The organism is Actinophytocola sp., from assembly GCF_045807065.1.
Lineage (GTDB): Bacteria > Actinomycetota > Actinomycetes > Mycobacteriales > Pseudonocardiaceae > Actinophytocola.
Genome location: NZ_JBJMIE010000031.1, coordinates 1 through 25014, shown reverse-complemented (window position 1 = coordinate 25014; position 25014 = coordinate 1). Strand labels below are relative to the sequence as shown.

Here is a 25014-nt window from a genome sequence, read left to right as displayed (position 1 = left end):
CCGCGGCACCGGGGCCAGACCGCGATCACCGAGTTCGCCGTCCTCAACCATGGTTCGGAGCCTTCGCCATGTCCCGCGCGACCCGGTCCGCGGCGCGGGCTCGGGCGGCGTTCTCGTCGTCGTCGACGGCGTCGGGGAACAGGACCCGCCCGTCCGGCGTCGTGACGACCACGACCCAGTCGGGGAGCTCGTGCTCGGCCGCGGGCTGGTGGCGGGTGCGGAAGCGGTAGCCGCGCGTCCGCGCCGTGGCGAGTGTGCGCTCCACGTCGTCCGGCGTCATGCGGCGCCGTGTTCCGCGCCGAACACTCGCCGCCGGCTGGGCTCGAGCGTGTGGATCCTGCCGTCCTTCATCACCATCGCGAGGTTGGCGCGGTCCTCCAGCACGGTGATGTCGACGGTCGGATCACCGTTGACCAGCAGTAGGTCGGCGAGGTAGCCCTCCCGCACCAGGCCCAGCTCGTCGCCCATGTCCATGATCTCCCCGCCGTACTGGGTGGCACAGCGCAGCGCCTCGGCGGGGCTGAGCCCGAACCACTCGACGAACAGCCGCAGGTCCCGCGCGTTCCTCCCGATCGGGTTGAGCGCGAAGCCGTAGTCGCCGCCGATGACCAGGCGGACACCCCGCTTGTGCAGCTCCGGCGCGACCCGGCAGACGCTCTCGAAGGTCTCCCGCGTCTCCATACCCTCCGTCGGCGGCCGTTCCCGGTCGTTCAGGTGGGCCCAGATGATGCCCGGGGTCGGTGCCACGAAGACGCGGTCACGGGCGTCCGCCAGCATGTCGATCGCCTCCTCGTCGGCGAACGAGACGTGGTAGATGGCGCGGACGCCGTGCTTGACGGCGAGCTTGACCGCCTCCGCGGAGTGCGCGTGGGCGGTCAGCCAGATACCGCGCCGCCGCGCGGCCTCGGCCGCTGCCGCCACCTCCTCCTCGAAGAACTGCATCACCCTGGACGTGCCCTCCACCACGGCGCTCTCGCCGGTGAGGCTGAGCTTCACGATGTCCACGCCGAGGTCCGCCATGGCGTCGACGAACCCGACCACCGAATCCGGGTCGGGCGTGCGGCCGCCGACACCGGGGAAGTCGTAGTGCCCAGGCGACACCATGCCGGCGCTGCCCTCCCACGACGCCGCCCGCAACCGCGGCCCCGGCAGCCACCCCGCCGCGAACGCCTCGCGGACCGCGACGTCCGCGGCGGGCATCCGGTTGCCACCCGAGTAGCAGCTGGTGAAGCCGTGGTCGAGCATCACCCGCCCGCAGTGCGCGGTGAGCAACGTCTTCTCCGCGTCGGGCTCCGTGCGGGACGAGACGTGCTCGACGGTCGAGCCGAAGCCCAGGTGGGTGTGCCCGTCGACGAGGCCCGGCATCAGCACGGCCCCGCGGCCGTCGATGACCACCGCACCCGCACACCGGTCGCGGGGGACGCGGTCGGCGACCACCGCGATCCGGTTGCCCGCCACGAGGACCTCCGCGGGCGTGGCCGGCGCACCGGTGCCGTCGAAGACCCTGGCGTTCTCGACGAGGTACGAGGTCATGGCTGCGCTCATCTCCTCAGGGCGGGTGCTGACACGCCACCGCAGCCCTACTACTGTCGACAGAACTCGTGTTCCGCTCGATCGTAATCGAAATAGTCGCCGCTGAACACCGATCATGACGCCGAAGTGTCGCCACTTGTGTCAGACTCCGATGGCACACGGCTACGCGCGACCAGAGGAGGACGCATGAGGTTCGTCTCGTGCATGCGCGAGGGGACCGAGTCCGCCGCCCTCGTGGACGGCGAGGACCTGGTTCCGCTCCGCGGCATCCGCGAGCTGGGCGCCGACACACCGTCGGCCGTGCTCGCGGACCCGCCCCTGTGGCCCGAGGCACGCTTCCCGCGTGCCGAGGCGACCCTGCGGCCGGTGGTGCCCAACCCGCGCAAGATCATCTGTGTCGGCCTGAACTACCGCGCCCACATCGAGGAGACCGGCCGCGACGACTCGGCGTACCCGGTGTTGTTCACCAAGTTCGCCACGTCCCTGGTCGGCCCCTACGAGCCGATCCTGGTTCCCCCGGAGTCGGCCAAGGTCGACTGGGAGGGCGAGATCGCGGTCGTCATCGGCACGCCGGCACGCCGGGTGCCGCTCGAGGACGCGCTCGGCCACGTCGCGGGATGGACCATCGCCAACGACGTGAGCATGCGTGACTTCCAGCGCCGGACGCACCAGTGGCTGCCGGGCAAGGCGTGGGACCGGGCCACCCCGCTCGGCCCCGAGCTCGTGACCCCGGACGAGGCCCCCGTGCCGGCCGACCTGCGGATGACGGTGCGCTACGACGACGCGGTCGTCCAGGAGTCCACGGCAGACCTGCTCATCTTCCCGGTCGCCGAGCTGGTCAGCACCATCTCGACCTTCACGACACTGCTGCCCGGCGACGTGATCCTGACCGGCACGCCGGGTGGTGTCGGCGACCGCCGCGACCCCCCGCTCTACATGAGCGCGGGCCACCGCGTCTCGGTCGAGGTCACCGGCCTCGGCCGCATCGAGAACGACCTGGTCGCGGGCTGAGCCCGTCCGCCTGCCGGACGGCAGGCGGACGGACCGGTACGGGACCGGCGAGCACGAACAGGAGAGGCATGACCGGCCAGACCCCCCGCCAGCACGTCGAGTTCGACCACGTGGGACTCACCGTGCCCGACCTCGACGCGGCGACCGACTGGTACTGCGAGACACTCGGGCTCACCGCGGCGCCGCCGTTCGCGGTGCCAGGCACCGACCTGCGCGGCGTGATGCTGCTCCACGAGCCGAGCGGCTACCGCATCGAGCTCCTCCACCGCCCGGGGGCCCGCCCCGGACTGCGACCGGCCAGTGCCGAGGAGGCGGCCCTCACCCTCGGCTACGGCCACATCTGCCTGCGGGTCAGGGACGTGCGCCAGGAGTTCACCCGGCTCGTCGAGGCCGGCTGCTCACCACGCAAGCAGCCGATGCCCTCTCCCCGGCCCGGCGCCGTCGTCTCGTTCGTGGCCGATCCCTGGGGCAACCTCATCGAGGTCGTCAACCGTGACTGAGGTGCGCGCCCGCGTCGAGGCCGGCGACCTCGCCGGCCGCCTGTCGGCGGGGGTCGCCGCCTTCAAGGGGATCCCCTACGCCGCCCCGCCGGTGGGGGACCTGCGGTGGCGGCCACCCTCACCGGCACCGCCGTGGCCGGGTGTGCGGCCGGCCGTCGAGTTCGGTCCCGCGCCGCTCCAGTCCCAGCCGTCACGCTCCTCCATCATGTGGCACACGAACTTCGCCGACCGGCACGCGCTGGTGATGAGCGAGGACTGCCTCTACCTCAACGTCTGGACCCCCGAGCCGTCACCCGGCGCCGGGCTGCCGGTCATGGTCTTCCTGCAGGGCGGCGGCAACCGGTTCGGCCACGGCGGGCAGGAGCTGCACGACGGTGCCGCGCTGGCCCGCCGGGGACTCGTCACGGTGACGCTCAACATGCGGGTCGACGCGCTCGGGTTCCTCGCGCATCCCGCGCTGGCCGCCGAGGACGAGCTGGGCGCGTCCGGCAACTACGGCCTGCTCGACGTGGTCGCCGCGTTGGAGTGGGTCCAGCGCGAGATCACCGCGTTCGGCGGCGACCCCGCGAAGGTGACCTTCGCGGGCAACTCGGCGGGCGCCGCGGTCGTCACCCACCTCATGGCCGCGGCGGCGGGCCGCGGGCTCTTCCGGGCCGCGCTCGGGCAGAGCGCGTCGGGCATCCATCGTGCCGAGGGCGCGCTGCCGACGCAGGAGGAGGCCCAGCGCCACGGTGTGCGGGCGCTCGGACCGCTGGGCTCGGCGTCCGCGGATCACCTCCGCCGCCTCGCCCCCGTCACGTTCCTGCTGGACGCGCATCTCGGTGTCGTCGTCGACGGGCGGCTGCTCGTCCGCGACACCGAGGACGTCTTCGCGGAGGGCGCGCAGGCACCCGTTCCACTCCTGGTCGGCACCACCACCGACGAGGGCGCGAACTTCACGTCCGCGGCGGCGGCCGACCGGCTGCGCGCACTGGTGACCACGGGCCCGCACGGCGACCGGCTGGCGCCGCTCTACCCGATCGACGATGACCGGATCCGCGCGTCCGCTCGCGCCTTCGTCGGCGAGACCAGGTTCGTCTACCCGGTCTGGCGCTGGGCCAGGACCCACGTCACGACCACGCGGGCCGCGACGTGGCTGTACCGCTTCGACCACGAGCCACCGCTCCCGGCAGGGCTCGACCTCGCGCCGCCGCCGTACGGCGGGCCGGGTTACGGCGCCTACCACACCAGCGAGCTGCCCTACACCGGTGACAACCTCGCCGCGCGCAACTGGGACTGGCGCGACGCGGACCGCGAACTGGCGCGGGTCATGGGTGACGCGTGGGCCCGGTTCGTCGTCGACGGCGACCCGAACGGACCCGGTCTTCCCGACTGGCCCCGGTTCGAGGCCGGCGCAGACGCGCGCACGATGGTGTTCGGGGACGAGGTGCGGGTCGAGGGTGTCCACCGCGCCGAGGCCATGGCGGTCCTGGACACGCTGCGCAGGCCGCTCTGACCACACGACGGCGTCCCCGCGCGCCGTGGTTCCGCTCAGCTCGCGGTGACCCGTCGGGCGATCCGGGTGATGTCGTCGTCGGAGAGCGGGGTGCCACCGCGCGCCATCTCCTCGCGCAGCGCCAGCAGGATGGCGTCGACCTGCTCGTGTGTCACGTCGAAGCCGAGTGCGTCCAGCTTGTCGGCCAGGGTGTAGGGGCCGGAGAACGGGGTGAACGGCACCGACCGGACGTTGCCGACGAGCGTCGGTTCGAGGCAGTTGTGCAGGAGGGGGTCGACCGTCACCTCCTGGGTGATGATGTCCATGCCACCCCAGTTGAACGCGTGCGTCCCGGTCACCGGGTGGTTCCAGGCCACGCGATAGCCCGTGAGGTCCTCCCCCGCTCTGGCGAGCCCCGTCAGCTCCCCGGTCCGGATACCCGTCTCGACGCCGTAGAGCACCTCGAAGGCAACGGCCACCGCGGCGAGGTCGGCGTTGCCGGGGCCGCCGCAGTAGCCGTTGGCGGACACCTCGACGACCGACGCGCCGGCCCGGACCGCCGACACCGCACAGGCGACCGCGAGACCGAAGGTGTTGTGCGGGTGCAGACCGACCTCGACGGCCGGGGCGAGCTCGCGAACCCGGCCCACCAGCGCGGCGAACGCCTCGGGGCCGACCGCGCCCGGCCCGTCGAACAGGGTGAGCTCGTCGACGCCGGCGTCCACCAACGTCGCGACCGTCTCCTGGAGCACGTCGTCGGCGAGGTAGGACACCATCAGCAGCGCCGTCCCGGCGCGCAGGCCCCTCGCGCGTGCGTGCGCCACGAGGCGCCCGGCGGCGGCCAGTACCCGCGCCCGGGTCTGGACCGGCGTGGTCGCGCGCCAGTCGTGGCCGGACCACGCGGCGTCGTAGATCCGCTTGTACACCTGGCCTGCCTCGCCGAAACCCTGGACCCAGACCTGGACGCCGTCGAACCCGGCCTCGGCCGCCTTGTCGATGTCGGCCTCGGACATGACGAGCGGGCACACCACCCGGCAGTCGGGGTTCTCCTCCTTGACCGCGGCCACCTCGGCGCGCAGCCGCTCCGGCCGGCGGTTGGCGGCACCCGCGCCGACCACCTCCGCCACGCCGGCCCGGACCAGGCGGCGCAGGTAGCCGAGCTTCGCCTCCTCCGTGACCACCACGCCGGGCATGGTCTCGATGGACCGCAGTGTCGAGTCGCGGAACCGCACGGACGGCGGCATCGCCCCCACCACCTCCGGTTCCCGGTTGAGCGGGCTCACCGACCAGCGACCGGGCGAGAACGCCCCGGGGACCCGGCGGGCGGCGATCTCGGCCCGGAAGGAGGCGATCTCCTCCGGGGTGAACACGGGTGGCTTCTCCACGGCGGGCTCCCTGCCTCAGCTTCCTGCTGCGGTTGATCCAGACTCAGTAATGTCGACACTAACCCCGAAGGGTGCCTGGCGACAATCGCGCCATTCGAAGGAAGGCCACGATTTTTCCTGCTCGCGACACTGGCATGGCCGACCCTCTCGACAATAGTGTCGACACTACGGTAGAAAGCTCACAGGATTCTTCAGGAGGAGGCGCCGGTGGCACGCGTACCCGATGCCGAGGGGGACGGCGAGGTCGGCGACCGGATCCGGCGTCGCCGGCCCGGCGGTGTACTCCGCCCGATCGACCGGGTGCTGCTGCACTCGCCGGCCGTCGCCGACGGCTGGAACAGCCTGCTCGGGACGCTCCGGAACGGCACCGCGCTGCGCGCCGACCTGCGCGAGCTCGTCGTGCTGCGCATCGCGGTCCTCAACGACGCCGCGTACGAGTGGGACTCGCACGTGCCCGACGCCGAGGCCGCCGGCATCGGGACCGCACAGCGTGCTGCGTTGCGTGCGCCGGACCCGTCGAGTGCCGGCGAGTTCGACGACCTCCAGCGAGCCGTCATCGCCGTGACCGACGCGATGACCCGCGACCTCCACGTCCGCGACGCGCTGTTCGCCGAGCTGGCCGGCCGGCTCGGCGTGGCGCGCCTCGTGGAGCTGGTCGTCACCGTCGCCGCGTACAACATGGTGTCCCGGCTGGTCGTCGCGCTCGGTGTGGAGACACCGGCGGGTGCCTCGTGACCGGGCGTCTGCGCGGCAAGGTCGCCCTCGTCACCGGAGCCGGCAGCGTCGGCCCCGGTTGGGGCAACGGGCGGGCCACGGCCGCGGTGTTCGCACGGGAGGGCGCGCGGGTGTTCCTGGTCGACCGGGACGAGGCGTCGCTCGCGGACACCGCCCGGCTGATCAGGGCGGAAGGGGGCACGGTCGCCACCAGGATCGCCGACGTGACCGACGCCGAGTCGATAGGTGCGTCCGTCGACGCCTGCGTGGCGGAACTGGGCGGGCTCGACGTGCTGGTGAACAACGTGGGTGGCTCCCGGCCCGGCGGTGTCGGCGAGCTGGCCCTCACGGAGTGGAACGCCCAGCTCCAGGTCAACCTGACGAGCGTCTTCCTCGGCTGCAAGGCGGCGGTCGCGGTGATGCGTGCCGCCGGGGGCGGGTCGATCGTCAACATCTCCTCCGCGTCCGGCCTGCGCTACACCGGCGCCGCCCAGGTGGGATACGCCTCGGCCAAGGCGGCGATCCGCCAGCTCTCGCGGGTCACGGCGGTGCAGTACGCGGCCGACGGGATCCGGGTGAACACGGTGGTGCCCGGACAGCTCCACACCCCCATGGTCGAGGCACGCCTGGCTGGCCAGCGGGCGGGCGGGGACGTGGCGGCGCTGCTCGCGCAGCGCCAGGCCCGGATTCCCCTCGGGTTCATGGGAGACGGCCGCGACACCGCGTACGCCGCCCTGTTCTTCGCGAGCGACGAGTCCCGGTTCGTGACGGGCGCGGAGATCGTCGTCGACGGCGGGATGACGGTGCGTTGTGACTGATGCCCTTCGCCGGCGCGAGACCACCCTCGGCAACCCCGGCCCGCACCCGAACCCGCGGCGGCCCTCGCTGCGCCTGCCGCCCGGTGCCACCGACGCGCACTGCCACGTCTTCGGCCCCGCCGAGGTGTTCCCCTACGCGCCGGGCCGGACGTTCACCCCCGTCGACGCGCCCCGCGAGGAGGTGACCGCACGCCAGCGGTTCCTCGGTCTGGAGCGGGCCGTCGTGGTGCAGTCCGCCGGACACGGCGCCGACCACCGAGCGCTGCTGGACGCGCTGCGTGCCGACCCGGCCAACCGGCGCGGCGTGGCACTCCTCGGCCCGGAACTGGGGCGGACCGAGGTCCAGACGCTGCACGCCGCGGGCGTGTGCGGCGCCCGGCTGCACTTCCTCCCGCACCTCGGCGCGAACCCCGAGCCGGACCACACCCGCATGGTCGTCGACACCGTGGTGGAACTGGGCTGGCACGCCGAGATCCACGTGCAGGGCACCGGCATCGTCGACCACGCGGAGCTGATCGCGGCGATCCCGACCCCGGTCGTGATCGACCACATGGCACGGATCGACCTGCGCGAAGGTCTGCACGGCCCCGCGGTGGGCAGCCTGCTCAGGCTCCTGGACCAGGGCAACGTCTGGGTGAAGATCAGCGGCGTCGACCGGCTCTCCCGCACCGGCCCGCCCTACGACGACGCCGTCGCACTCGGCGCCTTGCTCGTGGAGCGCTTCCCGGAACGCGTCGTGTGGGGAACCGACTACCCGCACGTCAACATCGCCGGCCCCGCCCCCGACGACGGCCTGCTCGTCGACCTGATCGAGCGGATGGCGCCGAGCGAGACACACCGTGAGCGGCTGCTCGTGACCAACCCCGCGGAGTTGTTCGGCTTCTGACCGAACCGCCCGGTCGCGGGCCAACACGAGGCGACGACACCGTTCGTGAGTCGGCAGCGCGCGACTCTCCCCTGTGGTGGCGACGCGATCGTGTGGTCCTTCTGCCACCGCACGCCACCGCGTTCAGTCCCGCCACGGTGGCGACTGTGCCGATCCCCAGCTCCAAGGCGCGGCGCTGACCGCGCCGGCCGCGGCCGGCGCGGTCAGCGTGGTCAGCGGCGGGCGCGGGCGAATGCGGTCGTCGACTCCTCGGGGCGCATGTAGGTGTTGAAGCGTCCCCTCGGGTCGTACTTCGCGCGGACGCGTTCGAGCCTGGCCGCCTGCTCCGGCCGCAGGCCGTGGTCCCACCGGTCGGCGATGTTGTTGTCGGAGAACTGGATGCCCCGGGAATGCGCCTGGATCCGCTCGAGCGGGAGGTTGGTCCAGTTCTCCATCCGCAGGTCGTCCGCCGGGTCGGTCCACCCCGCGTTCGGCGACAGGTAGACCGCGGCCTGCGCCGACCAGCAGGCGTTCTCCCGCTCCGGGTAACCGCCCCAGACCATCCACAGCACGAAGTTCCTGCCCGGAGGGATCGTGTCGTTGACCTCCCTGGCCAGTGCCACGACCTCAGACGACGTGCCGTCGAGCCACATGCCGTCCAGCGACCAGCGCAGCCCCTCCGGGTTGAGCGCGTCCGCGAAGCCGTACAGCTGTGGCATCGTGGTCGGCTCGGCGACGACTCCCCGGACGGCGCGGTCCCTGAAGGGCGCCGTCTCCAGGTACGCCAGTGGCTCGTCGGCGGTCTCCGCCGTGCAGAACGCGGTGGCCGTCACCGAGACCAGGAAGTCCTCGCTGCCCGGGGTGTGGCCGACCTTGGCGGAGATCTCGACCTCCCTGGGCAGGTGCTCGAGCGCGTCGTAGGCGAAGGCGAGCACCTCGTCCCGGAGTTCGAGCGGGTAGGCGTGCACGGTCCGCAGGATGCGCGTCGGGTGCGGGTACAACCGCAGGTGCAGACGCGTCACGACGCCGAAGAAGCCGGGGCCCGCTCCCCGGACTGCCCACATCAGGTCCGGGTGGGTCGCGTCGTCGGCGTGCACCAGGGTGCCGTCGGCGAGCACGACGTCCACCGCCTCGATGCTCAGGCACGCCGGCCCGAGGTATCGGGAGTTCCAGCCGTAGCCGCCACCGATGATGAAGCCGCCGATGCCGACCGTCGGCGCGTGGCCGGTCGGGAAGAACAGCCCGTGAGCGCTCACCGCCTCGTAGATCGCGGGGCCCTTGGCGGCGGGACCGACCGAGGCCCGTGCGGCTGCGGCGTCGACCCCGATTCCCTGCAGCGCGGAGAGGTCGAGCAGCATGCCGCCGTCGCGTACGCCGTTCCCGACCCAGCTGTGGCCGCCGGAGCGGATCCCGATGTGCAGCTCGTGCTCGGCGGCGTAGCGCACGGCGGCGACGACGTCCCCCTCGTCGCGGGCGAGGACGATCAGATCGGGACAGCGCTCCGGCTTCCGCTCGTTCCACACCGCCGCCCGGCGCAGCGCCTCGTAGTCGTCGTCACCCCGGCGCACCAGCCGCGCGCCGGTGCTCAGTTCGGTGTCGGTCATGCTCACCTCGGTCCAGTCCGTTGCACGGGAACCCGCCGTCACGCGGCCGTCACGCCGCCGTCGACGCAGAAGTTGGCGCCGGTCACCCACCTCGCCTCGTCCGAGGCGAGGTAGACCGCGCACCACGCGATGTCGTCGGGCACCCCGAGCCGGCCGACGAGCGTGCGCGCGACGATGGCCTCGGCCGTCGCGCCGCTCGACGCGCCGGCCGCCGCGGTCGCCGAGGTCCGCACGAGCCCCGGTGCGATCGTGTTGGCGCGGATGCCGTGCGGACCGCCTTCGACGGCCAGCTGCCTGGTCATCGAGAGCACGGCCCCCTTGCCGGCGCAGTGCGCCACCATGGCCATCTGCCGGCTGCCCCGGACGGAGTTGACCGAGGCGAAGTTGATCACCGACGCGTCGCCTGCGGCCCTGAGCAGGGGCCATGCCTCGCGGCAGGCGAGGAACACCAGGTCCACCTCCCCCGCGAGGGTCGGCCGCCACTGCGACTCGAAGTCCATCTCGTCGACCGGTGCCATGTGCGGCGCGATCGCCGCCGCGTTGACCAGGATGTGTGCGAGCCCGTGCCGCTCCCGGGCCAGCGCGACGTAGCGCCGGACGTCCTCGGGGTCGGTGAGGTCGACCGGGTGCACGGACTCGAGGGGCGTGCCGCGTTCGTCGGCCAGCTCGACGGTCCGCCGCGCGCTGTCCGGGTCGATGTCGCACCCGATGACCGTGGCCCCTTCCGCCGCGAAGCGCAGCGCGATCCCCTGGCCGATCCCGGCGCCGACACCGGTCACCAACGCGATCTTCCCCTTGAGCCGGTCGACCAACTCGTCCTCCCTCATCATCATGCTCACTGTATTGTCGACAGTAGGTTGCGCATGTTCGAACATTCGCAGGCATCACAACACATCGGTGGCCTTACTGTCGACACTACAGTAGCGTCGATACATCACGAGATCGGCGGAGGAGGGACGCACATGAGCGGCGCCCACACGGCCATGTTCCGCGGTCGCCTGCTGCGGCGGGACGACGACGGCTTCGAGCAGGCCCGGCTCGCCGCCATGTGGAACGGCCGCACGACGACACGCATGCCGGCCGCCATCCTGCTCGCGGCCGACGAACACGACGTGTCCGCGGGAATGCGGCTGGCCGCGCGGGAGGGCTGGCGGGTCAGCGTCCGTTCCGGCGGCCACAGCTGGGTCGCGACCGGAGTGCGTGACGACGCGCTGCTCATCGACCTCTCGGCCCTGGACGCGATCGACCTGGACGTGCCCAACCGGCGCGCCCGGGTACAGCCCGGTGTCGAAGGCAGCCGTCTCAACCGGCTGCTGGCCGCCGAACGCCTGGTGTTCCCGACCGGCCACTGCCCGTCGGTCGGCATCGGTGGCTTCCTGCTGGGCGGCGGGTACGGGTGGAACTCGCGCAAGCTGGGGCCGGCCGCGCTCAGCGTGGAGGCCGTCGACGTGGTGCTCAGCGACGGAACTCTTGTGCACGCCGACGACGAGACCCATCCCGAGCTGATGTGGGCCGCCCGCGGGGCCGGTCCCGGGTTCTTCGGCGTGGTCGTCCGGTTCCACCTGCGCGTCTACCCGGCCTACGACCAGGTGCTGCGCAGCGTGATGGTCTTCCCCGAGGAGATGCGCGACGAGGTGCTCGCCTGGTCCTACGACGTACTGCCGGCCACGTCCCGCTCCCTGGAGATCGCCGGCAAGGTCGCGCACTCCCCGGGCCGGGAGCGCCCCACGACGACGCTGGTGGGGGTGGGTTTCTGCGCGGACGAGACCGCGGCGGAGATCTTCGCGCCGTTGGAGAGCGCACCGTTCCGCAAGCACGCCCTGCGGTCGGTCGACCGCGCGCCGACCGACCTCGCGGGGCTGTACGCCGCGTCGGAGGAGTTCATGCCGCAGGGCCGGCGGTATGCCGTGGACGGGGTGTGGACGAGCGCGAGCGCGGCGGAGATCCTGGCTGCCGGTCGCGAGATCCTGGGGACCGTACCGACGCCGGAGAGCTTCCTGTTCTGGATGCTCTGGGGCCAGTACCCGACACAGGAGAACGCCTGCTGGTCGACCCAGGGACAGCTGTACTTCTCCCCCAACTCGGTGTGGACGGCGCAGGAGGACGACCTGAGGATGGAGCTGTGGGCGCACTCCGCACTGGACGCGTTCGCCGCCATCGACCTCGGCACCCAGTTCTCGGACGCCAACCCCGCCGACCGGCCGAGCCGCGGCATGGCAGCCGCACAGGCCGCCCGGCTCGAACAGCTGCGCGCGACGTATGACCCGGACGGCCGCATGATGAGCTACCTGACACCGGCGGAGTCGACCACCGCCCTCGGCCGGCACCGGCAGACACGGTGACAGGTCCACCGGACCACGAGCCACCCGTCCCGCCCCGCACCGTCGCCACCGGGGACGTGACGCTCGCCGTGTGGGACACCGGCGGCGCCGGCCCTCCCGTGGTCCTGATGCACGCCGCCTGGGGCAGCGGCGAACACTGGGCACCGCAACTGCGCGCCTTGCACGCGGCCGGCTACCGGCCGATCGCCTGGTCACGCCGCGGCCACCACGGCTCGGACGCGGGCCCGGCGGACCCCGGCGAGGTGAGCACCGACCTCGAGCGCCTGGCGGCCGCGCTGGCGCTCACGTCGTTCCACCTCGTCGGCACCGGCTTCGGCGGCGCAGGTGCGGTCCAGTTCGCGCTGACCCGCCCGAGCCGGGTGCGGAGCCTCACCCTCGCCGCCAGCCTGTGCGGCGTCACCGACCCCGCGTTCGTGGCGGAGACCCGACGGCTCGTTCCCCCGGCGTGGGAACGGTTGCCGATCGAGCTCCGGGAACTGTCGGCCGCGTACCGCTTCCGCGACGTCGAGGGCACACACGCCTGGTGCCGCCTCACGAAGCGGGCGGTGCACCGCCGGGTGAGCCAGCGCCCGGCCGTCGAGGTCACCCGGGCCGCACTGGCCGACCTCTCGCCGCCGACGCTACTCCTGACCGGGGCGGCGGACCCGTACCTGCCACCGCCCCGAATGCACGCGCTGGCCGCCGAGATACCCGGCGCCGGCCAGGCCGTCATAGCCGAGGCAGGACACTCGCCGTCCTGGGAGAACCCCGCAGAGTTCGACGAGACCGTCCTCGACCACCTGTCACGGCACACCGAGTAGACCGTCGCCTCCAATGTTTGGGATAGAGGTGGCGGAGTCGGGTGCGGGCGTCGTCATGGTCATGGGTGCGATCATCCGCCGCCAGGACGAAGAAGCGGACATGCGATAGGGCTGTGCCGGTGAGGCCGCAGTTCAGCAGGCCCTCAGCCGTTCTTACCATCACACTCGATCGTCACGTGAGGTGCAGCGGTGTCAGGTACGGGAGCTGTCGCCGAACGTGGTGTCCATCGACTTTCAGCGGCGGAACCTGCTCGCCGATACAGGGGTGGTGCCGTGGCCTCGTCGACCTGGCCGACGTCGCTGGCACTGAGGTTGATCTCGCGCGAGTGTGGAGTGGACGCACGGACTACGGAACCGATTGGTATCAGTCGCTTGTCGGCTCGCATACGCTCCACGCCGGGGTGACTGGTGCGGGTAAGGGCGCACAGCCGTGGTGCCCGCTGGTGTCGATCGCGCCGGCTATCCGTGACGGGCTGGTGCGGGTGTCGGGGATCGATCCGAAGGGAATGGAGCTGGCCTACGGGCGGCGCATCTTTTGGGCGCTATGCGGTAACCCGCAGAGAAGCGCTGGCGCTGCTGGACGATGTCATCGCGGTGATGGATGAGAGGAAGAGGGAGTTCGCCGGTCGACTGCGGTCGGTGCCGGTGGCTCGCGAGAACCCTTTGGAGATCGTGGAGTTCGACGAGATCGGGGCGTTGATCCGGTACATCGGGGATCGCAAGCTGCGGGAGCAGATCACCGAACGCGTTGCGCTCCTGACCACGCAGGGGCGGGCGTTGGGGTGCACGGTGCGCGGCTACGTCCAAGAGCCCACAAAGGACACCGTGCCCGTGCGGGAGCTGTTCCCGCGTCGGATCTGCCTGCGGGTCGCCACCAAGCCGCACGTGGGGATGGTGCTCGGCGACCAGGCCTACGAGCGGGGTGCGTGGGCGAACCGGATCGGCGAGTCAGAGCCCGGTGTCGGCTACCTGTTCGGTGAAGGCATCCGTGAACCCCTGCGCGTGCGCGGCGGTTGGATGCCCGACGAGACGATCAAAGACCTCGAAACCTTTGTCACTGGCGGGGCTCCCGGCGGCATGGTCAGTGGACTGGCCATCGTTGACGAAGTGGGTGTTGGTTGTTGTAGCGGCCTACGGCTTCGCCCACGACGTAGCAGAGGCTTGCACACGTTCACCCTTGTACACCCCGAAGCCGGCCATCCGCACGGCATCAGCCATGTGCGGCCTGCCGCGGAAGTACACGCCGTCCGGCAATGTCTCCGACGTGTTCCTGACCGTGAAAACCGGGCCGGTCGCGGCCTGCGTCGCGGGGGCCGGTCCGAGAAGCTGCGCCAGTGGTACTGCCAGGGCCGGCACCACGTGTGTGTTGCGAGGCATCAAATCTCCTTTGTGTGCGCCTGGCCGCCGCGGCACGGGAGCAGCGGAACCGACTGAGCAGTCGAGACGATGCGATATCGGCGGTTGATCCGGTGCCAGGCGCGGCCAGTTGTTCGGTCAGCTGTGGATCTGGACACACGCGGGCGTCGCCTGCGTCCCGTCGACCCCAGCATTTATACAAGGACCGCCATCGGCGCCGGGACGCGTGGAGGATCTCGACGCCGCAACCCTTCGGGAAACAGTCCGGGACTACTACGTGGAGTACCTGCGGTGGCTCGACATCCCACCGGAGGCTCTGCCGTCCAGCCGCGTCCACATCCACGGCGACCGACCCCATCCCGCCGACATGGACTTCCGCACGGCCGAACGAGGGCCGGACTCCCCTTTCGAGGCCTCGCTCTTCCTCAGCGTGCGGTTGTTCCGGTCGTTCGACGCGTTCAAGATGGCACTGGCACACGACATGACGCATCTGTACCTCGTGCGACGTGGACTACAGGCACGTCCCGAGTCCTCGGCGGCCAGGGGGACCACCGCCCTGCCGAAACACGAGGAGGAGCGCACTGACGTCGCTTCGATCCTGCTCGGGTTCGGCAAAGTCGTGCTGAACGGTGTGGCTGAGTGGGCCGTGAACACCCGTCCGGCCGGATCGAGCAGCTCGGCTATCTCCCCATCTCTTCGTTCGCATACCTCTACCGGCGTGTGAACGAACTGATGGACGTGCCCCCATCCCTCGTGCGGGACGGGTTGGACGCCGCCGCTTCGAGGGCGCTCAACGGTGCGGCGACGTCCTCGCGGTGACCCGACAGCCGCTATCTCACCCTGAAGACGTGGCTCTGAGCACTGGTCCTCTACCGAGCCCAGCATCGCTTGGTGGATGCCAAACGTTCCAACACGCACTGCGTCATCTCAAGGACCTCTCCTACCACGCAAGCCGACTGACCTGCCGGGTACCTCCAACGCACTCTCATGTCGCATGTCGATCGGGTTCGAGGACGTCACGATCAGCCAACCCCGCACGGGCCGGGCACCGCTCACCGAGACGGTCCGGTTCATCGACAGCTAGCACCCGGACCGGCGGCCGTCCGTGGACTACGGGAGCCGGACGACGTGGCACTCGTCGAAGTTGGCGTAGACGGCGACGAAGACCCCGTCGATGTTGACGACGCAGCCGATGACCTTGTCGGACAGGGCCATCATCGGGGCGAGATCGACCACCTTCGTGCCGATCAGCGACGCGAACGGCTCCTCGTCGGACACGTCGAACGCGGTGAGCTTGCCGGACTGTCTGACGAACGCGACGTTCTCCGGGGTCATGTTCCCTTCGAACGGGTCCACCCACGCGTCGGCCGACATCCGGACCGACTCGCCGTCCGGGCCGGAGTCCATGAACAGCACTCGGCCCGACTCGAACCGGAACTCCACGGCGCCGACCGTCCGCTCCACGGTCTCGCCGACGGCGTAGTGGATCCGGCGCACGCCAGCCAGAGCGTCGCCGAGGTAGGCCCGGAAATCGATGGTCATCGTGTCCTCACTTCACTGGAGTGGCGCCGTTGAACCAGCCGTTGGACTGGCCACCCTTGAGGATGGTGACGAACGTTCCATCACTCTTCGTGACCACCACGTCTTCGCCCTTCCGGAGGAAATAGTAGTCGCTGCCCCCGCCACCCTGCGGGTTCCAGGGGCCCTGGCGGACCTCGTTGGGTGTGCGGGAGATGTCGTCGACGTGCTGCCGGACCCACGCCCGGGACTCGGCGTCGCCCGGGTTCAGGCCGTAGTCCTGGGCGTGCTTGCCGACCTTGGTGCCGAACTGCTTGTCGTCGACCTTCACCTCGGGGACGCTGTCCGGCCGGTTGACGTCCCGCGGCTCAAGCCCGTCGCCGCCGGACGACCCGGTGTGGTCGGTCCGCATCGGTGACACACTGTCATCACTCGCGGCGTGCATCAGGATGTCCCCGCCAGCGGCCGCGACGGTGGTGGCACCCAGCCCGATGAGCGCGGCAGAGCCCACGTTGACCGCCACGCCCGCGGGTGCCAGCACGACGGTCGCGTCCAGCAGTCCGCCGAGGCCCTCCCCGCCCGCTCCGGCCGCCACCGTCAACGCGCCCAGGGCCGCCGCCGCGACGTCCCCGGGGTGGTTGATGATCGCGTTGCCGACCGACGCCACCGTGTTGACCACGGCGCCTCCGACGTTCTCCAGGGTGGCGCCCACGTCCGAGGCGATGTCTTTGACGCCGTCCCACACCTTCGACCAGAACCCGGGCTTCTCCGGGGCCTTGTCCCGCGCGGCGCCGACCGCCTTGTTGGCGGTGTCGCCCGCGCTCTTGAGCTGGCCACGTGCCTTGTCGAGGATGTCGCGCGCGGCGGCCCGTTTGCCCTCGCCGACGGAATCGTCGAAGGGGAGGCTGTGGCCGGCCTCCTGCTCGTCCTGTTGGTGTTTGGTCCTGGCCTGGTTGGTCGCGGTCTCGCCGTCGTTCCATTGCCGGATCGCCTCGGCCGCCTGCCCCTGCGCCCAGGTCAGCGTCGAGGTGTAGGTCTCCAGCGCGGTCGCGCCGTTGTGAAAGCAGTCGCCCGCCTCCAACCACTTGCCGGGCTGGCCGTCGAACACCTTGCGGAAGGCATCGCCCGCCGCGCCCGTCCACCCCTCGGTGGTGTCGATCTTCTGCAGACCCTCGCCAGCCTCGTGCAACGCGTCGCCGTACGCCCGCATCGCGTTGAGCGTGCTGGTCACCGAGTCGGCGTCACCGGGAACCAGCTCCTTCGGATCGGACGTCTCCCCGAGTTCCTTGGCCATCAGTGCACCCCGGGATCTTCGCCACTGGATCGCTGCAGGATGCCGTCGAAATGACCCTTCAGCGAGCTGTCGACTTTCAGGTACCCGGCGACGCTCTGCGTGAGCCTGGCCGAGATCTCCTGCCCGTCCTTGGCCAGGTGCTCGACGCCGATCTCCCAGCGCTCGCAGAAATCGGCGACGGTGTCCGCGAGATCGTCGTGCCCGAAGGCGCCTTTGTCCGCGTCGATGTCCTTGACCTTCTTGGCCGCCAGCTCGTCCAGGGTGTTGTTGACCCCCTCGGCCGCCTTCTCCAACGCACCGAGATCAACCGTGAATCCGTCTGCCACCGATGCACACCTCCCGGCTCCCACAATTACGACTTGGACGCACCCGGGCCTGTTCAGTTCCCCCGAATTTCGGCGTCCAGTCTGAGGGGTTGGGAAGTCGCGGTGCAACCGCTCAAACATAACACCGCAGTGATTTGTCCCGGAATTCCGAATCGCCGCATATCAATCGCCAGACCAGGACGTCAACACACACGACCACCGCGGCCACTTCATCCCCTGGGGAAAACCCCAGCGCCTGCTCTGGGGCCCGACCGAGACATCGACGACGTGAGCCAGAACTACTGCGCGTGCTGAAGCACGATCGTGCCGTACTGCCCCGTGTTGGGATGGTCACTCGGGTAGGAGTGCCCCGGATGGTGGTGGTTACTCGCGGGTAGAACTTTACCGTCAACCTCTTGGTGTTCATAACCTCGTCACTCGACATAACCAATCGCGCCCAAACCGCCGATGGCACACGGACTGAACGACCTCAGACCCGCACGTCATGCGCGACGCCCTCCGACTCTGGCGGCCCCCGAACCGGTCAAGCCCACCGCTTGGCCGGTTGGGGCTGTTGACCAGGTGAGACGGCGCCGCGCGAGCATTCGCTCCGCATGGCCTGGCTCGACGCCGCCTGCCGGTCAGCGGTTACCTCGTCGTCGACGCGCCTTCAACAGGCGACACGGGAAGGGGCACGACCTGTTCCATGTTTGTGTGTTGTTGCTCGCGATCCGGTACTGCGCCGCCAGCCGATAGCGAAGTGGTTACCGGAGAATGCTCGCGCAGCAGCAACATTCTGTCCCCTGTAGGACGTCGGTCTCGACAGCCGGCTGCGAACGCGGACGTGGTCAGGCCGCTGCGGTCCATTTCGTCCAGAGTAGGTCTCTGAGTTCCGTCCAGGTAACAGCGCTGAGCCACCACTGCCGGCCGGGGGCACGATCACCGAGGACCAACTCCCGTGCCGATGGGAACCGGCGCGCCCGCGCCGCCCAGGATCGCCAACGCCGCACGGCCGGCGCGAGCGACGCTCGAGGTGGCAGGACTGGCGGTGCCAGGCTGGCTGATCGAGGTGGAGGTCCAGGCCACGTACTCGTGGCGCTAACCGCACTGATGGGGGGTCTACACGCAGGACGCGGAACTCACTCGTCGGGACGTGCCCGTGGCGCCGGTGTTCGCGCCGGCGCCACGACGCCTTCCGGACGGTCACCGCCCCAGAGACGACGGTGAACATCGGTCGCCGCTAGTGGCTGGGCGAACGCGCGCAACTCCACACCGAGGAGGACGCTCGCGAACGGCGCATCACAGAACTCTACGGCCAAGCCGCCGACCACCTCAGGAATGACAAGGCGCCGGTCCGCCTGGCCGGTCCTACGCGCTGGAACGGCTTGCTCAGAACAATCCAGATCACCGACAGACGATCGTCGATGTCATCCTGACCAGTCGTCTGCGCCCCCACCGTTTAGGTGAGCCTGCTGACTCGCCGCACCACCGGAACCCACATTCTGGGACAGTATCGAGGTCAACCTGTCCACCGCAGCCCTCGTCAACTTCGACTTCGCGCACTGCCGCGCACAGTTGCCCGACTTCGACGCTGCGCGGTTCTACGGCCAGACCACCTCCTCCTACATGAAGCTCATCGGAGCCGACTCGAAGCCGCAAGGCGTTCTCGTGGATGTAGAAGTTGAACCGCGCGGCATTCGGTCGGGCTAGAATCCTTCGCCGTTCCATTCGGGTGTTGACGACGCCTGCCACCCATTCCTCGGAGTGGCCGGAATCGATGGCGGAGATGCGAGCGTGGGCGTAGTCGGGGGTTTGCAACAACCCGTGGTAGTAGCCCTGCTTACGTTCGACTCGCCTCACGAGTTCGAGGATCGGCTCCGCGTCCGGCAACGTATGGACACGTCACTTGATTCAACGATGTTGCTTCGTAACGTCTAGGGAACCCGCGGCGATAGGCGATGCGTGGCGACCTGCGGGTGCGGGTCAGCTCCTGGGGGAGGACCATGATGGGTACCAAGCGAGTTCTGCCCGCGTTACTCGCCTTTGTGTTGCTCGCGGCTGGGCTGTCGGCAGGGCCCGCGTCCGCCACCACGATCACCCCGTTGTCGCCGACGCGATGGGCGTATGTCGACGCCGCCGCACCACGCGCCAGCTTCGTCAACGCGCCCGGCAACGCGCCGGTCGGTGCCCATGTCTACGCCAACGGCGTCAACCATGTGACGAAGTCCTATGTGACGTTCAGCCTGGCGGCCCTGCGAGGCAACCGGTACGTACAGGCATTCCTGAGCACCGACGAGACCGCGGTCACCGACTGCACGAACCCGCGCGGCACCCAGGTCTGGCTGACCGATCCGACGAGCAAACCGACCTGGAACGACCAGCCGGCCGAGTTGGTCAAGCTCGGCGGCCCCTTCCTGGACAGTTCGTGCCCGGCGCGGCAGGTCGTGTGGAACGCCACGGCCGCCGTGCAGAGCGCACTGGATGCCGGGCGCAACAGCGTCACCCTGGCGTTCCGGTTGCCGGATGACCAGCAGAGCGATCCGCGGTTCGGCCGCGAGTACAGCCCGGCCGCGCAGCTGACCCTCACCTACGACCGCCCACCGGTCAAACCGACCAATCCCACCGTCAACAACACGGCCTGCTCGAACAAGCCCGTACCGGTGCCCGGTGGGTCGTCGCGGGTGTCCGCGGACGTGTCCGATCCGGACGACAGTTTCATCGGCGGCGAGTTCGCGCTCTGGCCGGTCGACCACCCTGAGCAACGTGTGACGTTCGCCAACAGCGGTCTGACTGTCACCGGAGTCTGGGCTTTCGTCGACCAGTATCTGACCAACGGCGTCACCTATGCCTGGCAGGTGCGCGGAAAGGACCCGCAGGGTGACACCGGGCCATGGAGCGGGGTGTGCAGGCTCGCCACCGACTTCACCCCGCCGGCCACGGCTCCGACGGTGACCTCGACCGACTACACCGACACCTACCCCGGCAACGGCGGCACCGGCGTTCCCGGCGCGTTCACCTTCTCCGCCAACGGGGACCGCGATGTCGTCGGCTTCCAGTACGGCGACTTCGAGCCGGTCACGTTCGTGCCGGCAGATCATCGGGGCGGTCAGGCCGTCATCCGGTACGTGCCGACTCGGAGCGGGCCGCTCAGCCTGGCCGTACGTGGCGTGGACGCCGCCGGAAACGTCTCACCGACGACCACCTACCGGTTCTGGGTGGCGTCCAACGAGCCCGGTATCACCTGCACTCCGCGGCGAGCTTTCGTCGGTGAGCCACGGCAATGCACGTTCACCCCGCACGCCGGCAGCACTGTCACCGGCTACACCTACCAGGTCAACGACCAGCCGGAGCTGACCGTGCCGGCCGACGCGGACGGCACGGCGACGGCGACGGTCGTGCCAACCGATCCGAACGGCTTCTACCAGGTCTCCGTCAAGGCCAACCTGACCAGCGGCTACCAGACCGCGCCGAGTTCCGCCTATCTCGACCTCGATCCGGGCCAGCCGGTGATCGACGCTCTCGAGCAGCATCCGATCGTCGGCTCGCCGGCCACGTTCACCGTGCACTCGGTGCTGCCCGATTCGATCTCGGTGACCTACCGCTGGAACGGGGGTGACGACGTCACCGTGCCGCTCGACGCGGATGGCACGGCCACGATCTCCGTCACGCCCACCGCTTCCGGCTTCTCCTCCCTGAACGCGCACACCACCACCGCCACCGGTCAGCCATCCGGCTGGGCGGATGCCTCCGTCCTGGTCGACTCGAACCAGCCGCAGGTGAGCAGCGCGGAGTACCCGGAAAGCCAGACCAGCGGCGGAGTCGGCCTTCCCGGCACATTCGCCTTCTCCTCACCGGTGCCCGGCGTGGTCAGCTACACCTACTCCTTCAACGGCCGGCCCTCGGTCACCGTGCCGGCCGGCGCGGACGGGACCGCCAGCGTCGAGTTCACCCCGACCCAGACCTACGTCAACTACCTGACCGTGACCAGCACGCTCGCCGGCGGCACCGCCTCCGAATCCCGCACCTACTACTTCTACGTCGCCTACATGGCACCCAATCTCAACTGCGACAACAACTTCCAATGGCTCGTGCCGGGCCAGCGGGTCCAGTGCACGCTGACCCCGGTTCAGGCCAACGTGGTCTCCTACGGCTACGTCCTCGGCTCCGGCCCGGAGACCACCCTCCCGGTGGGCCAGGACGGCTCCGCCACGTTCGACTTCACCGTCCCCACGGACCAACCGTCTGGCAGCTACATCTCACTGCGTTTCTGGAGCGTCAACAGCGCCGGCACCCGCAGCGACGAGTCCGCCACCAGCTTCTTCGTCTACCAGAACCCAAGTCACTGACGGCAAAGCGGGCCGGAGCCACTGATCGATGTGGTGAGCGGGCCGGCCACGGCGGACGATGGTCGCCGGCAGCGAACCCTGCGCGTGATCGGCAGCGGGGTTTCGTCGTGCACCGGTGCCGGCGGTGCGACGCTGGTCATGACAGCGCAATGCCAGACTCCACGACTATCTGGTGCGCAAGGCGGCCAGCAGTCCGCAGGACTACAACCTCCGTACGCTCCTGGTCGACAACGCCAGCACTTGCCCTACTGAGGGCGGAGAACGCCTGCCCGTGCGAGCGGTTCTTGTATTTCACCGGTGCTGGCCGACACGCGACGGCCGGCGAACACCGCGCGGTTCGTGTATCTAGTGGCTCGTTTAGTTGGTTGACCCGGTAACTGATCTTGATGCGGAGTGAGCCAGGCTGATCCCACGGTTCGATCGTGGGAGGTGGTTGTGGCTCGTCAACCTGGGGTGTTCGTCCGGCTGTTGTCGATGGAGGAAGGCCGCAAGCTGCAGCGGGCAGCCAGAACGGCGAAGGATCCGGTCAGGATGCGACGGGCGATCGTGGTGATGACGTCCGGCCAGGGCCAGACGGTTCGGGACATCACCTCGTTGCTGCAGGTCAGCGCCGACTATGTGCGGGATGTGATTACGCGGAATGGCTCAGTGTGCCTTACCAGGCCGAAGTCGGCGCCCACTGGAACCCCTTCGACGCGCAAGCCGTCGCCATGTACAGCCGACTGCTCGCCCCCGACAAGAACCGCTTCTACGTGATGGGCGACCAGGTCTCGCCACTACCCGGTTGGCTGGAAGGCGCCCTCATGTCCGCGGAATGGGTCTTCAAGCAGATGCTCAGACTCGAACGCACCGAGCCGCCGGTCGTCGACCAGGTACCCGACTCACGCGCGATCCGACCATAGAACGCGAACTCGGGCAGCAGACCACGCGTGTCCGGGGTCCACCCCTGATCACGCAATCAGGTTGAGCCGCCATCACTTCGAACTCCCACGACCAATTCCGCTAGGAGTCCCTCATGTCGCCCGATGATGCCGAAGCCAAGAACAGTGTGACCGACTCCAGAGTAGCTCGCCGCACCGTGCTCAACGCGACGCTGACACTGTCGCTCGCGACCACCGGCACGATGCTTCTGAGCAACTCGGCGTCCGCGGTCACCGGCCCGTCGACCGCTACTTCCACCGCAGGGACGCGTGACCTCGTAGACGTGTCCCGACCCGAGCTCCGCACCGGCCGCAACATCCTGCGGCTGAAGCTCGACGAGCAGGCGAGCGCCCCTCCGGCCGCCGCGGCATTGACGCTGGGCACCTCACAGGACGGCTCGACGCCGTTGGAAGTCACCAGTGCCATCGGACGCGTCGCCATCAACACCTCCATGGCCCAGCCCTCCCGATCAGGCGCAGTCAAAGGAGCGACGACCGCCGTCACTCCCGTGGTCGTGTGGGTCTCACGACTGCAGGTCGGACCACCAATGCAGCCGGCCGACACCCTCACCGTCACCACACCGGACAGCCAGATCAAGATCGAGGTGTGGATCGCACCCAGCGGCGGCAAGTGGGCTCCGGCAGGCCGGAACGAGGTATTCGCAGTCGGAACCGAACATCGCGTTCAGACCGGCCTCGTTCATGTCGTGGGGCCGACCGCACCGCACCTGCGGCAGGACTCGTGGTGCTGAAGTCGGGGACGTGGCGACACTCCCGCTGGTACATAACCGACGGCGCGTCGCCAGGACCGCCCTGGCGGTGCGGCGCTGAATCCGAGGTCCGAGCAGGTGTGCCGCCCGAGCGCGGAGCGGAACTAGATGCGAATCACCACTGCCGCTGGCCTCTACGTGATCGGCTGCGGATACACCTCACGTCCCAGCCACTCGTTAGCGGTGTGGTGCTCCCCCTTAGCTTGACTCTGTCGGTGATCTTGGTTTCATGGTGTGACACGTGATCAGTAGCATGATCTGCCCTGTTCAAGGTCGATGCAGCTGCCGAGGTGCCCCGTTGTCTGTTCGTCTCCGTTCCGGGGAGCATGTTCCGTCTTTGACCGCGCGGGTTGCGCGGGCGAGTAATCCGGGTGGTACGACTGCGATGTGGGTGAAAGATCGGCTGAACGGGTTGTGGGGCGACGAGGACTTCCTCGACTGGTACCCGCGTGATGGGCGTCCTGGTCTCTCACCAGCTCAGTTGGCCACGGTCTGCGTCCTGCAGTTCCTGCTCGGGCTGGTGCGCGAACGCGGCACGCAGCGCACCGATTCCACCCATGTTCTGGCCGCGGTGCGCGACCTGACCCGGCTGGAGCTGATCACCGAGGCGGTGCGCGCCGCGTTGGAGGAGATCGCCAGCGCCGCCCCGCAGCTTCTGGCCAGTCTGGTGGACGAAGAATGGGGACGCCGCTACGGCCGTCCGGTTCGGCTGGGCAAGAACCCCACTCGGCCCAAGACCAGGATCACCAACGCCGGCAATGACGCCATAGGGCTACTGGAACATCTCCACACGCACGGGAGGGGCCACGTGTTCGGTCCCCGTGTCCAGACCCTCCGGCAGATCTTCGTGCAGAACTACTACCGCGACGCGGCGGGCCGCCTGCGCTGGCGCACCGACGACGATGGCGGGCTGCCGCCCTCATCCCGCGTGATCGTCTCTCCCTATGACCCCACCGCCCGCTACGCACGCCGGGGACAGACCACCCGCTGGAAGGGATTCCTGACCCATCTCACCGCAACCTGCTCGCCGGAGGGCGCCAACGTGATCACAGACGTGGCCACCACCGCGGCCACGACCAGCGATACGCAGGCGCTGCCCGACATCCACACCCGGCTGAAGCGCCGTGGCCTGCTGCCCGCTGAGCACCTCGTCGACGGTGGTTACACCTTTCTGGTCCACCTGGACCAAGCCATCCGAGAACACCAGGCCACCGTCACCGGACCGCTGCCGGGCAACCCCACTCGCCAGCACCGCCGCAACGAAGGCTTCGACCGAGACAACTTCCCCATCGACTTCGACCGGCAGCAAGTGACCTGCCCCCAAGGACAGGTCAGCAGAGGCTGGCACGGCCCTACCCAACCTCCTCACCCACCGCCGCCCCGCTGATCGTGGCCCGGTTCACCAAGGGCCAGTGCCAGCCCTGCCCGGTCCGCATCCAGTGCACCACTTCTCGTGACG

General features: G+C 69.7%; 23 protein-coding genes and 1 pseudogene. 15 read left to right on the top strand and 9 right to left on the bottom strand.

Features of this window, described 5'->3' with window-relative positions; translation table 11 throughout:
- Positions 1–43: 43 nt before the first annotated feature.
- The gene (locus ACJ73U_RS01775) at positions 44–280 is read right to left on the bottom strand and encodes a hypothetical protein (protein WP_407775706.1); all 237 of its coding nucleotides are present in this window, start codon (positions 278–280) and stop codon (positions 44–46) included.
- Positions 277–1545 (bottom strand): amidohydrolase family protein, encoded by a 1269-nt coding sequence (locus ACJ73U_RS01770; RefSeq protein ID WP_407775705.1) that lies wholly within the window; start codon positions 1543–1545, stop codon positions 277–279. The genes ACJ73U_RS01775 and ACJ73U_RS01770 overlap by 4 nt, the downstream gene beginning before the upstream one ends.
- A 174-nt stretch (positions 1546–1719) precedes the next feature.
- Between ACJ73U_RS01770 and ACJ73U_RS01765 the strand changes: the two genes are divergently transcribed.
- From ACJ73U_RS01765 to ACJ73U_RS01755, 3 genes are all read left to right on the top strand, one after another.
- Positions 1720–2544, top strand: coding sequence for a fumarylacetoacetate hydrolase family protein (locus tag ACJ73U_RS01765; RefSeq protein ID WP_407775704.1), 825 nt, complete (start codon positions 1720–1722; stop codon positions 2542–2544).
- Positions 2545–2612: 68 nt separating this feature from the next.
- A complete protein-coding gene (locus ACJ73U_RS01760) occupies positions 2613–3044 on the top strand; it encodes a VOC family protein (RefSeq protein ID WP_407775703.1) in 432 nt (143 codons plus the stop codon).
- Positions 3037–4539: a carboxylesterase/lipase family protein gene (locus tag ACJ73U_RS01755; RefSeq protein WP_407775702.1), complete on the top strand. Its 1503-nt coding sequence runs from the start codon at positions 3037–3039 to the stop codon at positions 4537–4539. Before ACJ73U_RS01760 ends, ACJ73U_RS01755 begins: the two co-directional genes overlap by 8 nt.
- A gap of 35 nt (positions 4540–4574) precedes the next feature.
- Here the strand turns inward: ACJ73U_RS01755 and ACJ73U_RS01750 are convergent, their stop codons facing one another.
- On the bottom strand, positions 4575–5903 hold the full coding sequence (locus tag ACJ73U_RS01750) for a hypothetical protein (RefSeq protein WP_407775701.1): 1329 nt from the start codon (positions 5901–5903) through the stop codon (positions 4575–4577).
- 207 nt (positions 5904–6110) lie between these two features.
- Between ACJ73U_RS01750 and ACJ73U_RS01745 the strand changes: the two genes are divergently transcribed.
- The 3 genes from ACJ73U_RS01745 to ACJ73U_RS01735 are packed head-to-tail and all read left to right on the top strand — an operon-like array spanning position 6111 to position 8321.
- The gene (locus tag ACJ73U_RS01745) at positions 6111–6638 is read left to right on the top strand and encodes a carboxymuconolactone decarboxylase family protein (protein ID WP_407775700.1); all 528 of its coding nucleotides are present in this window, start codon (positions 6111–6113) and stop codon (positions 6636–6638) included.
- The gene (locus ACJ73U_RS01740) at positions 6635–7435 is read left to right on the top strand and encodes an SDR family NAD(P)-dependent oxidoreductase (protein ID WP_407775699.1); all 801 of its coding nucleotides are present in this window, start codon (positions 6635–6637) and stop codon (positions 7433–7435) included. Before ACJ73U_RS01745 ends, ACJ73U_RS01740 begins: the two co-directional genes overlap by 4 nt.
- Complete coding sequence (locus tag ACJ73U_RS01735; RefSeq protein WP_407775698.1) at positions 7428–8321, top strand: amidohydrolase family protein; 894 nt, start codon at positions 7428–7430, stop codon at positions 8319–8321. Before ACJ73U_RS01740 ends, ACJ73U_RS01735 begins: the two co-directional genes overlap by 8 nt.
- 212 nt (positions 8322–8533) lie before the next feature.
- Here the strand turns inward: ACJ73U_RS01735 and ACJ73U_RS01730 are convergent, their stop codons facing one another.
- Both ACJ73U_RS01730 and ACJ73U_RS01725 read right to left on the bottom strand, forming a co-directional pair.
- Positions 8534–9904, bottom strand: a complete 1371-nt coding sequence (locus ACJ73U_RS01730) for an FAD-binding oxidoreductase (protein ID WP_407775697.1) — start codon at positions 9902–9904, stop codon at positions 8534–8536.
- A 38-nt stretch (positions 9905–9942) separates the two neighbouring features.
- The gene (locus ACJ73U_RS01725) at positions 9943–10734 is read right to left on the bottom strand and encodes an SDR family NAD(P)-dependent oxidoreductase (RefSeq protein WP_407775696.1); all 792 of its coding nucleotides are present in this window, start codon (positions 10732–10734) and stop codon (positions 9943–9945) included.
- Positions 10735–10866: 132 nt separating this feature from the next.
- On the opposite strand from ACJ73U_RS01725, the gene ACJ73U_RS01720 reads away from it, so the two are divergent.
- The 4 genes and pseudogenes from ACJ73U_RS01720 (at position 10867) to ACJ73U_RS01705 (ending at position 15126) form a co-directional block, all read left to right on the top strand.
- On the top strand, positions 10867–12246 hold the full coding sequence (locus ACJ73U_RS01720; protein ID WP_407775695.1) for an FAD-binding oxidoreductase: 1380 nt from the start codon (positions 10867–10869) through the stop codon (positions 12244–12246).
- Positions 12243–13046: an alpha/beta fold hydrolase gene (locus ACJ73U_RS01715; protein ID WP_407775694.1), complete on the top strand. Its 804-nt coding sequence runs from the start codon at positions 12243–12245 to the stop codon at positions 13044–13046. Before ACJ73U_RS01720 ends, ACJ73U_RS01715 begins: the two co-directional genes overlap by 4 nt.
- Positions 13047–13218: 172 nt before the next feature.
- Positions 13219–14132 (top strand): annotated as a pseudogene (locus ACJ73U_RS01710) (cell division protein FtsK); the annotation flags it as partial.
- A gap of 637 nt (positions 14133–14769) precedes the next feature.
- On the top strand, positions 14770–15126 hold the full coding sequence (locus ACJ73U_RS01705) for a hypothetical protein (protein ID WP_407775693.1): 357 nt from the start codon (positions 14770–14772) through the stop codon (positions 15124–15126).
- 386 nt (positions 15127–15512) lie between these two features.
- On the opposite strand, the gene ACJ73U_RS01700 is transcribed toward ACJ73U_RS01705, so the two are convergent.
- Genes ACJ73U_RS01700 through ACJ73U_RS01690 form a run of 3 tightly spaced genes read right to left on the bottom strand, consistent with a single transcriptional unit; the run spans position 15513 to position 17540 of the window.
- The gene (locus ACJ73U_RS01700; protein ID WP_407775692.1) at positions 15513–15944 is read right to left on the bottom strand and encodes a hypothetical protein; all 432 of its coding nucleotides are present in this window, start codon (positions 15942–15944) and stop codon (positions 15513–15515) included.
- Positions 15945–15951: 7 nt separating this feature from the next.
- Positions 15952–17214 carry a putative T7SS-secreted protein gene (locus ACJ73U_RS01695; protein ID WP_407775691.1) on the bottom strand — a complete coding sequence of 421 codons (1263 nt, stop codon included), beginning with the start codon at positions 17212–17214 and terminating at the stop codon, positions 15952–15954.
- The gene (locus ACJ73U_RS01690) at positions 17214–17540 is read right to left on the bottom strand and encodes a hypothetical protein (RefSeq protein ID WP_407775690.1); all 327 of its coding nucleotides are present in this window, start codon (positions 17538–17540) and stop codon (positions 17214–17216) included. The genes ACJ73U_RS01695 and ACJ73U_RS01690 overlap by 1 nt, the downstream gene beginning before the upstream one ends.
- A 937-nt stretch (positions 17541–18477) precedes the next feature.
- On the opposite strand from ACJ73U_RS01690, the gene ACJ73U_RS01685 reads away from it, so the two are divergent.
- Positions 18478–18621, top strand: coding sequence for a hypothetical protein (locus ACJ73U_RS01685; protein ID WP_407775689.1), 144 nt, complete (start codon positions 18478–18480; stop codon positions 18619–18621).
- A 302-nt stretch (positions 18622–18923) separates the two neighbouring features.
- Here the strand turns inward: ACJ73U_RS01685 and ACJ73U_RS01680 are convergent, their stop codons facing one another.
- A complete protein-coding gene (locus ACJ73U_RS01680; RefSeq protein WP_407775732.1) occupies positions 18924–19379 on the bottom strand; it encodes a Scr1 family TA system antitoxin-like transcriptional regulator in 456 nt (151 codons plus the stop codon).
- A 146-nt stretch (positions 19380–19525) separates the two neighbouring features.
- On the opposite strand from ACJ73U_RS01680, the gene ACJ73U_RS01675 reads away from it, so the two are divergent.
- The 4 genes from ACJ73U_RS01675 to ACJ73U_RS01660 all read left to right on the top strand — a co-directional run bounded on the left by ACJ73U_RS01675 (position 19526) and on the right by ACJ73U_RS01660 (position 24942).
- Entirely contained in the window at positions 19526–21865 is a 2340-nt protein-coding gene (locus ACJ73U_RS01675; RefSeq protein WP_407775688.1) for a hypothetical protein, read from the top strand.
- Between the two features lie 650 nt (positions 21866–22515).
- Positions 22516–22767 (top strand): hypothetical protein, encoded by a 252-nt coding sequence (locus ACJ73U_RS01670; protein ID WP_407775687.1) that lies wholly within the window; start codon positions 22516–22518, stop codon positions 22765–22767.
- 113 nt (positions 22768–22880) lie between these two features.
- The gene (locus tag ACJ73U_RS01665; RefSeq protein ID WP_407775686.1) at positions 22881–23537 is read left to right on the top strand and encodes a hypothetical protein; all 657 of its coding nucleotides are present in this window, start codon (positions 22881–22883) and stop codon (positions 23535–23537) included.
- Between the two features lie 409 nt (positions 23538–23946).
- Positions 23947–24942 (top strand): hypothetical protein, encoded by a 996-nt coding sequence (locus tag ACJ73U_RS01660; RefSeq protein ID WP_407775685.1) that lies wholly within the window; start codon positions 23947–23949, stop codon positions 24940–24942.
- Positions 24943–25014: the final 72 nt, after the last annotated feature.

Excerpts from the sequence above, each read along its gene's own strand:
- ACJ73U_RS01775 (WP_407775706.1), bottom strand. The coding sequence starts at position 280 with ATGACGCCGGACGACGTGGAGCGCACACTCGCCACGGCGCGGACGCGC.
- ACJ73U_RS01770 (WP_407775705.1), bottom strand. The coding sequence starts at position 1,545 with ATGAGCGCAGCCATGACCTCGTACCTCGTCGAGAACGCCAGGGTCTTC.
- ACJ73U_RS01765 (WP_407775704.1), top strand. The coding sequence starts at position 1,720 with ATGAGGTTCGTCTCGTGCATGCGCGAGGGGACCGAGTCCGCCGCCCTC.
- ACJ73U_RS01760 (WP_407775703.1), top strand. The coding sequence starts at position 2,613 with ATGACCGGCCAGACCCCCCGCCAGCACGTCGAGTTCGACCACGTGGGA.
- ACJ73U_RS01730 (WP_407775697.1), bottom strand. The coding sequence starts at position 9,904 with ATGACCGACACCGAACTGAGCACCGGCGCGCGGCTGGTGCGCCGGGGT.
- ACJ73U_RS01725 (WP_407775696.1), bottom strand. The coding sequence starts at position 10,734 with ATGATGAGGGAGGACGAGTTGGTCGACCGGCTCAAGGGGAAGATCGCG.
- ACJ73U_RS01720 (WP_407775695.1), top strand. The coding sequence starts at position 10,867 with ATGAGCGGCGCCCACACGGCCATGTTCCGCGGTCGCCTGCTGCGGCGG.
- ACJ73U_RS01705 (WP_407775693.1), top strand. The coding sequence starts at position 14,770 with ATGGACTTCCGCACGGCCGAACGAGGGCCGGACTCCCCTTTCGAGGCC.
- ACJ73U_RS01700 (WP_407775692.1), bottom strand. The coding sequence starts at position 15,944 with ATGACCATCGATTTCCGGGCCTACCTCGGCGACGCTCTGGCTGGCGTG.
- ACJ73U_RS01695 (WP_407775691.1), bottom strand. The coding sequence starts at position 17,214 with ATGGCCAAGGAACTCGGGGAGACGTCCGATCCGAAGGAGCTGGTTCCC.
- ACJ73U_RS01675 (WP_407775688.1), top strand. The coding sequence starts at position 19,526 with ATGGGTACCAAGCGAGTTCTGCCCGCGTTACTCGCCTTTGTGTTGCTC.
- ACJ73U_RS01665 (WP_407775686.1), top strand. The coding sequence starts at position 22,881 with ATGTCGCCCGATGATGCCGAAGCCAAGAACAGTGTGACCGACTCCAGA.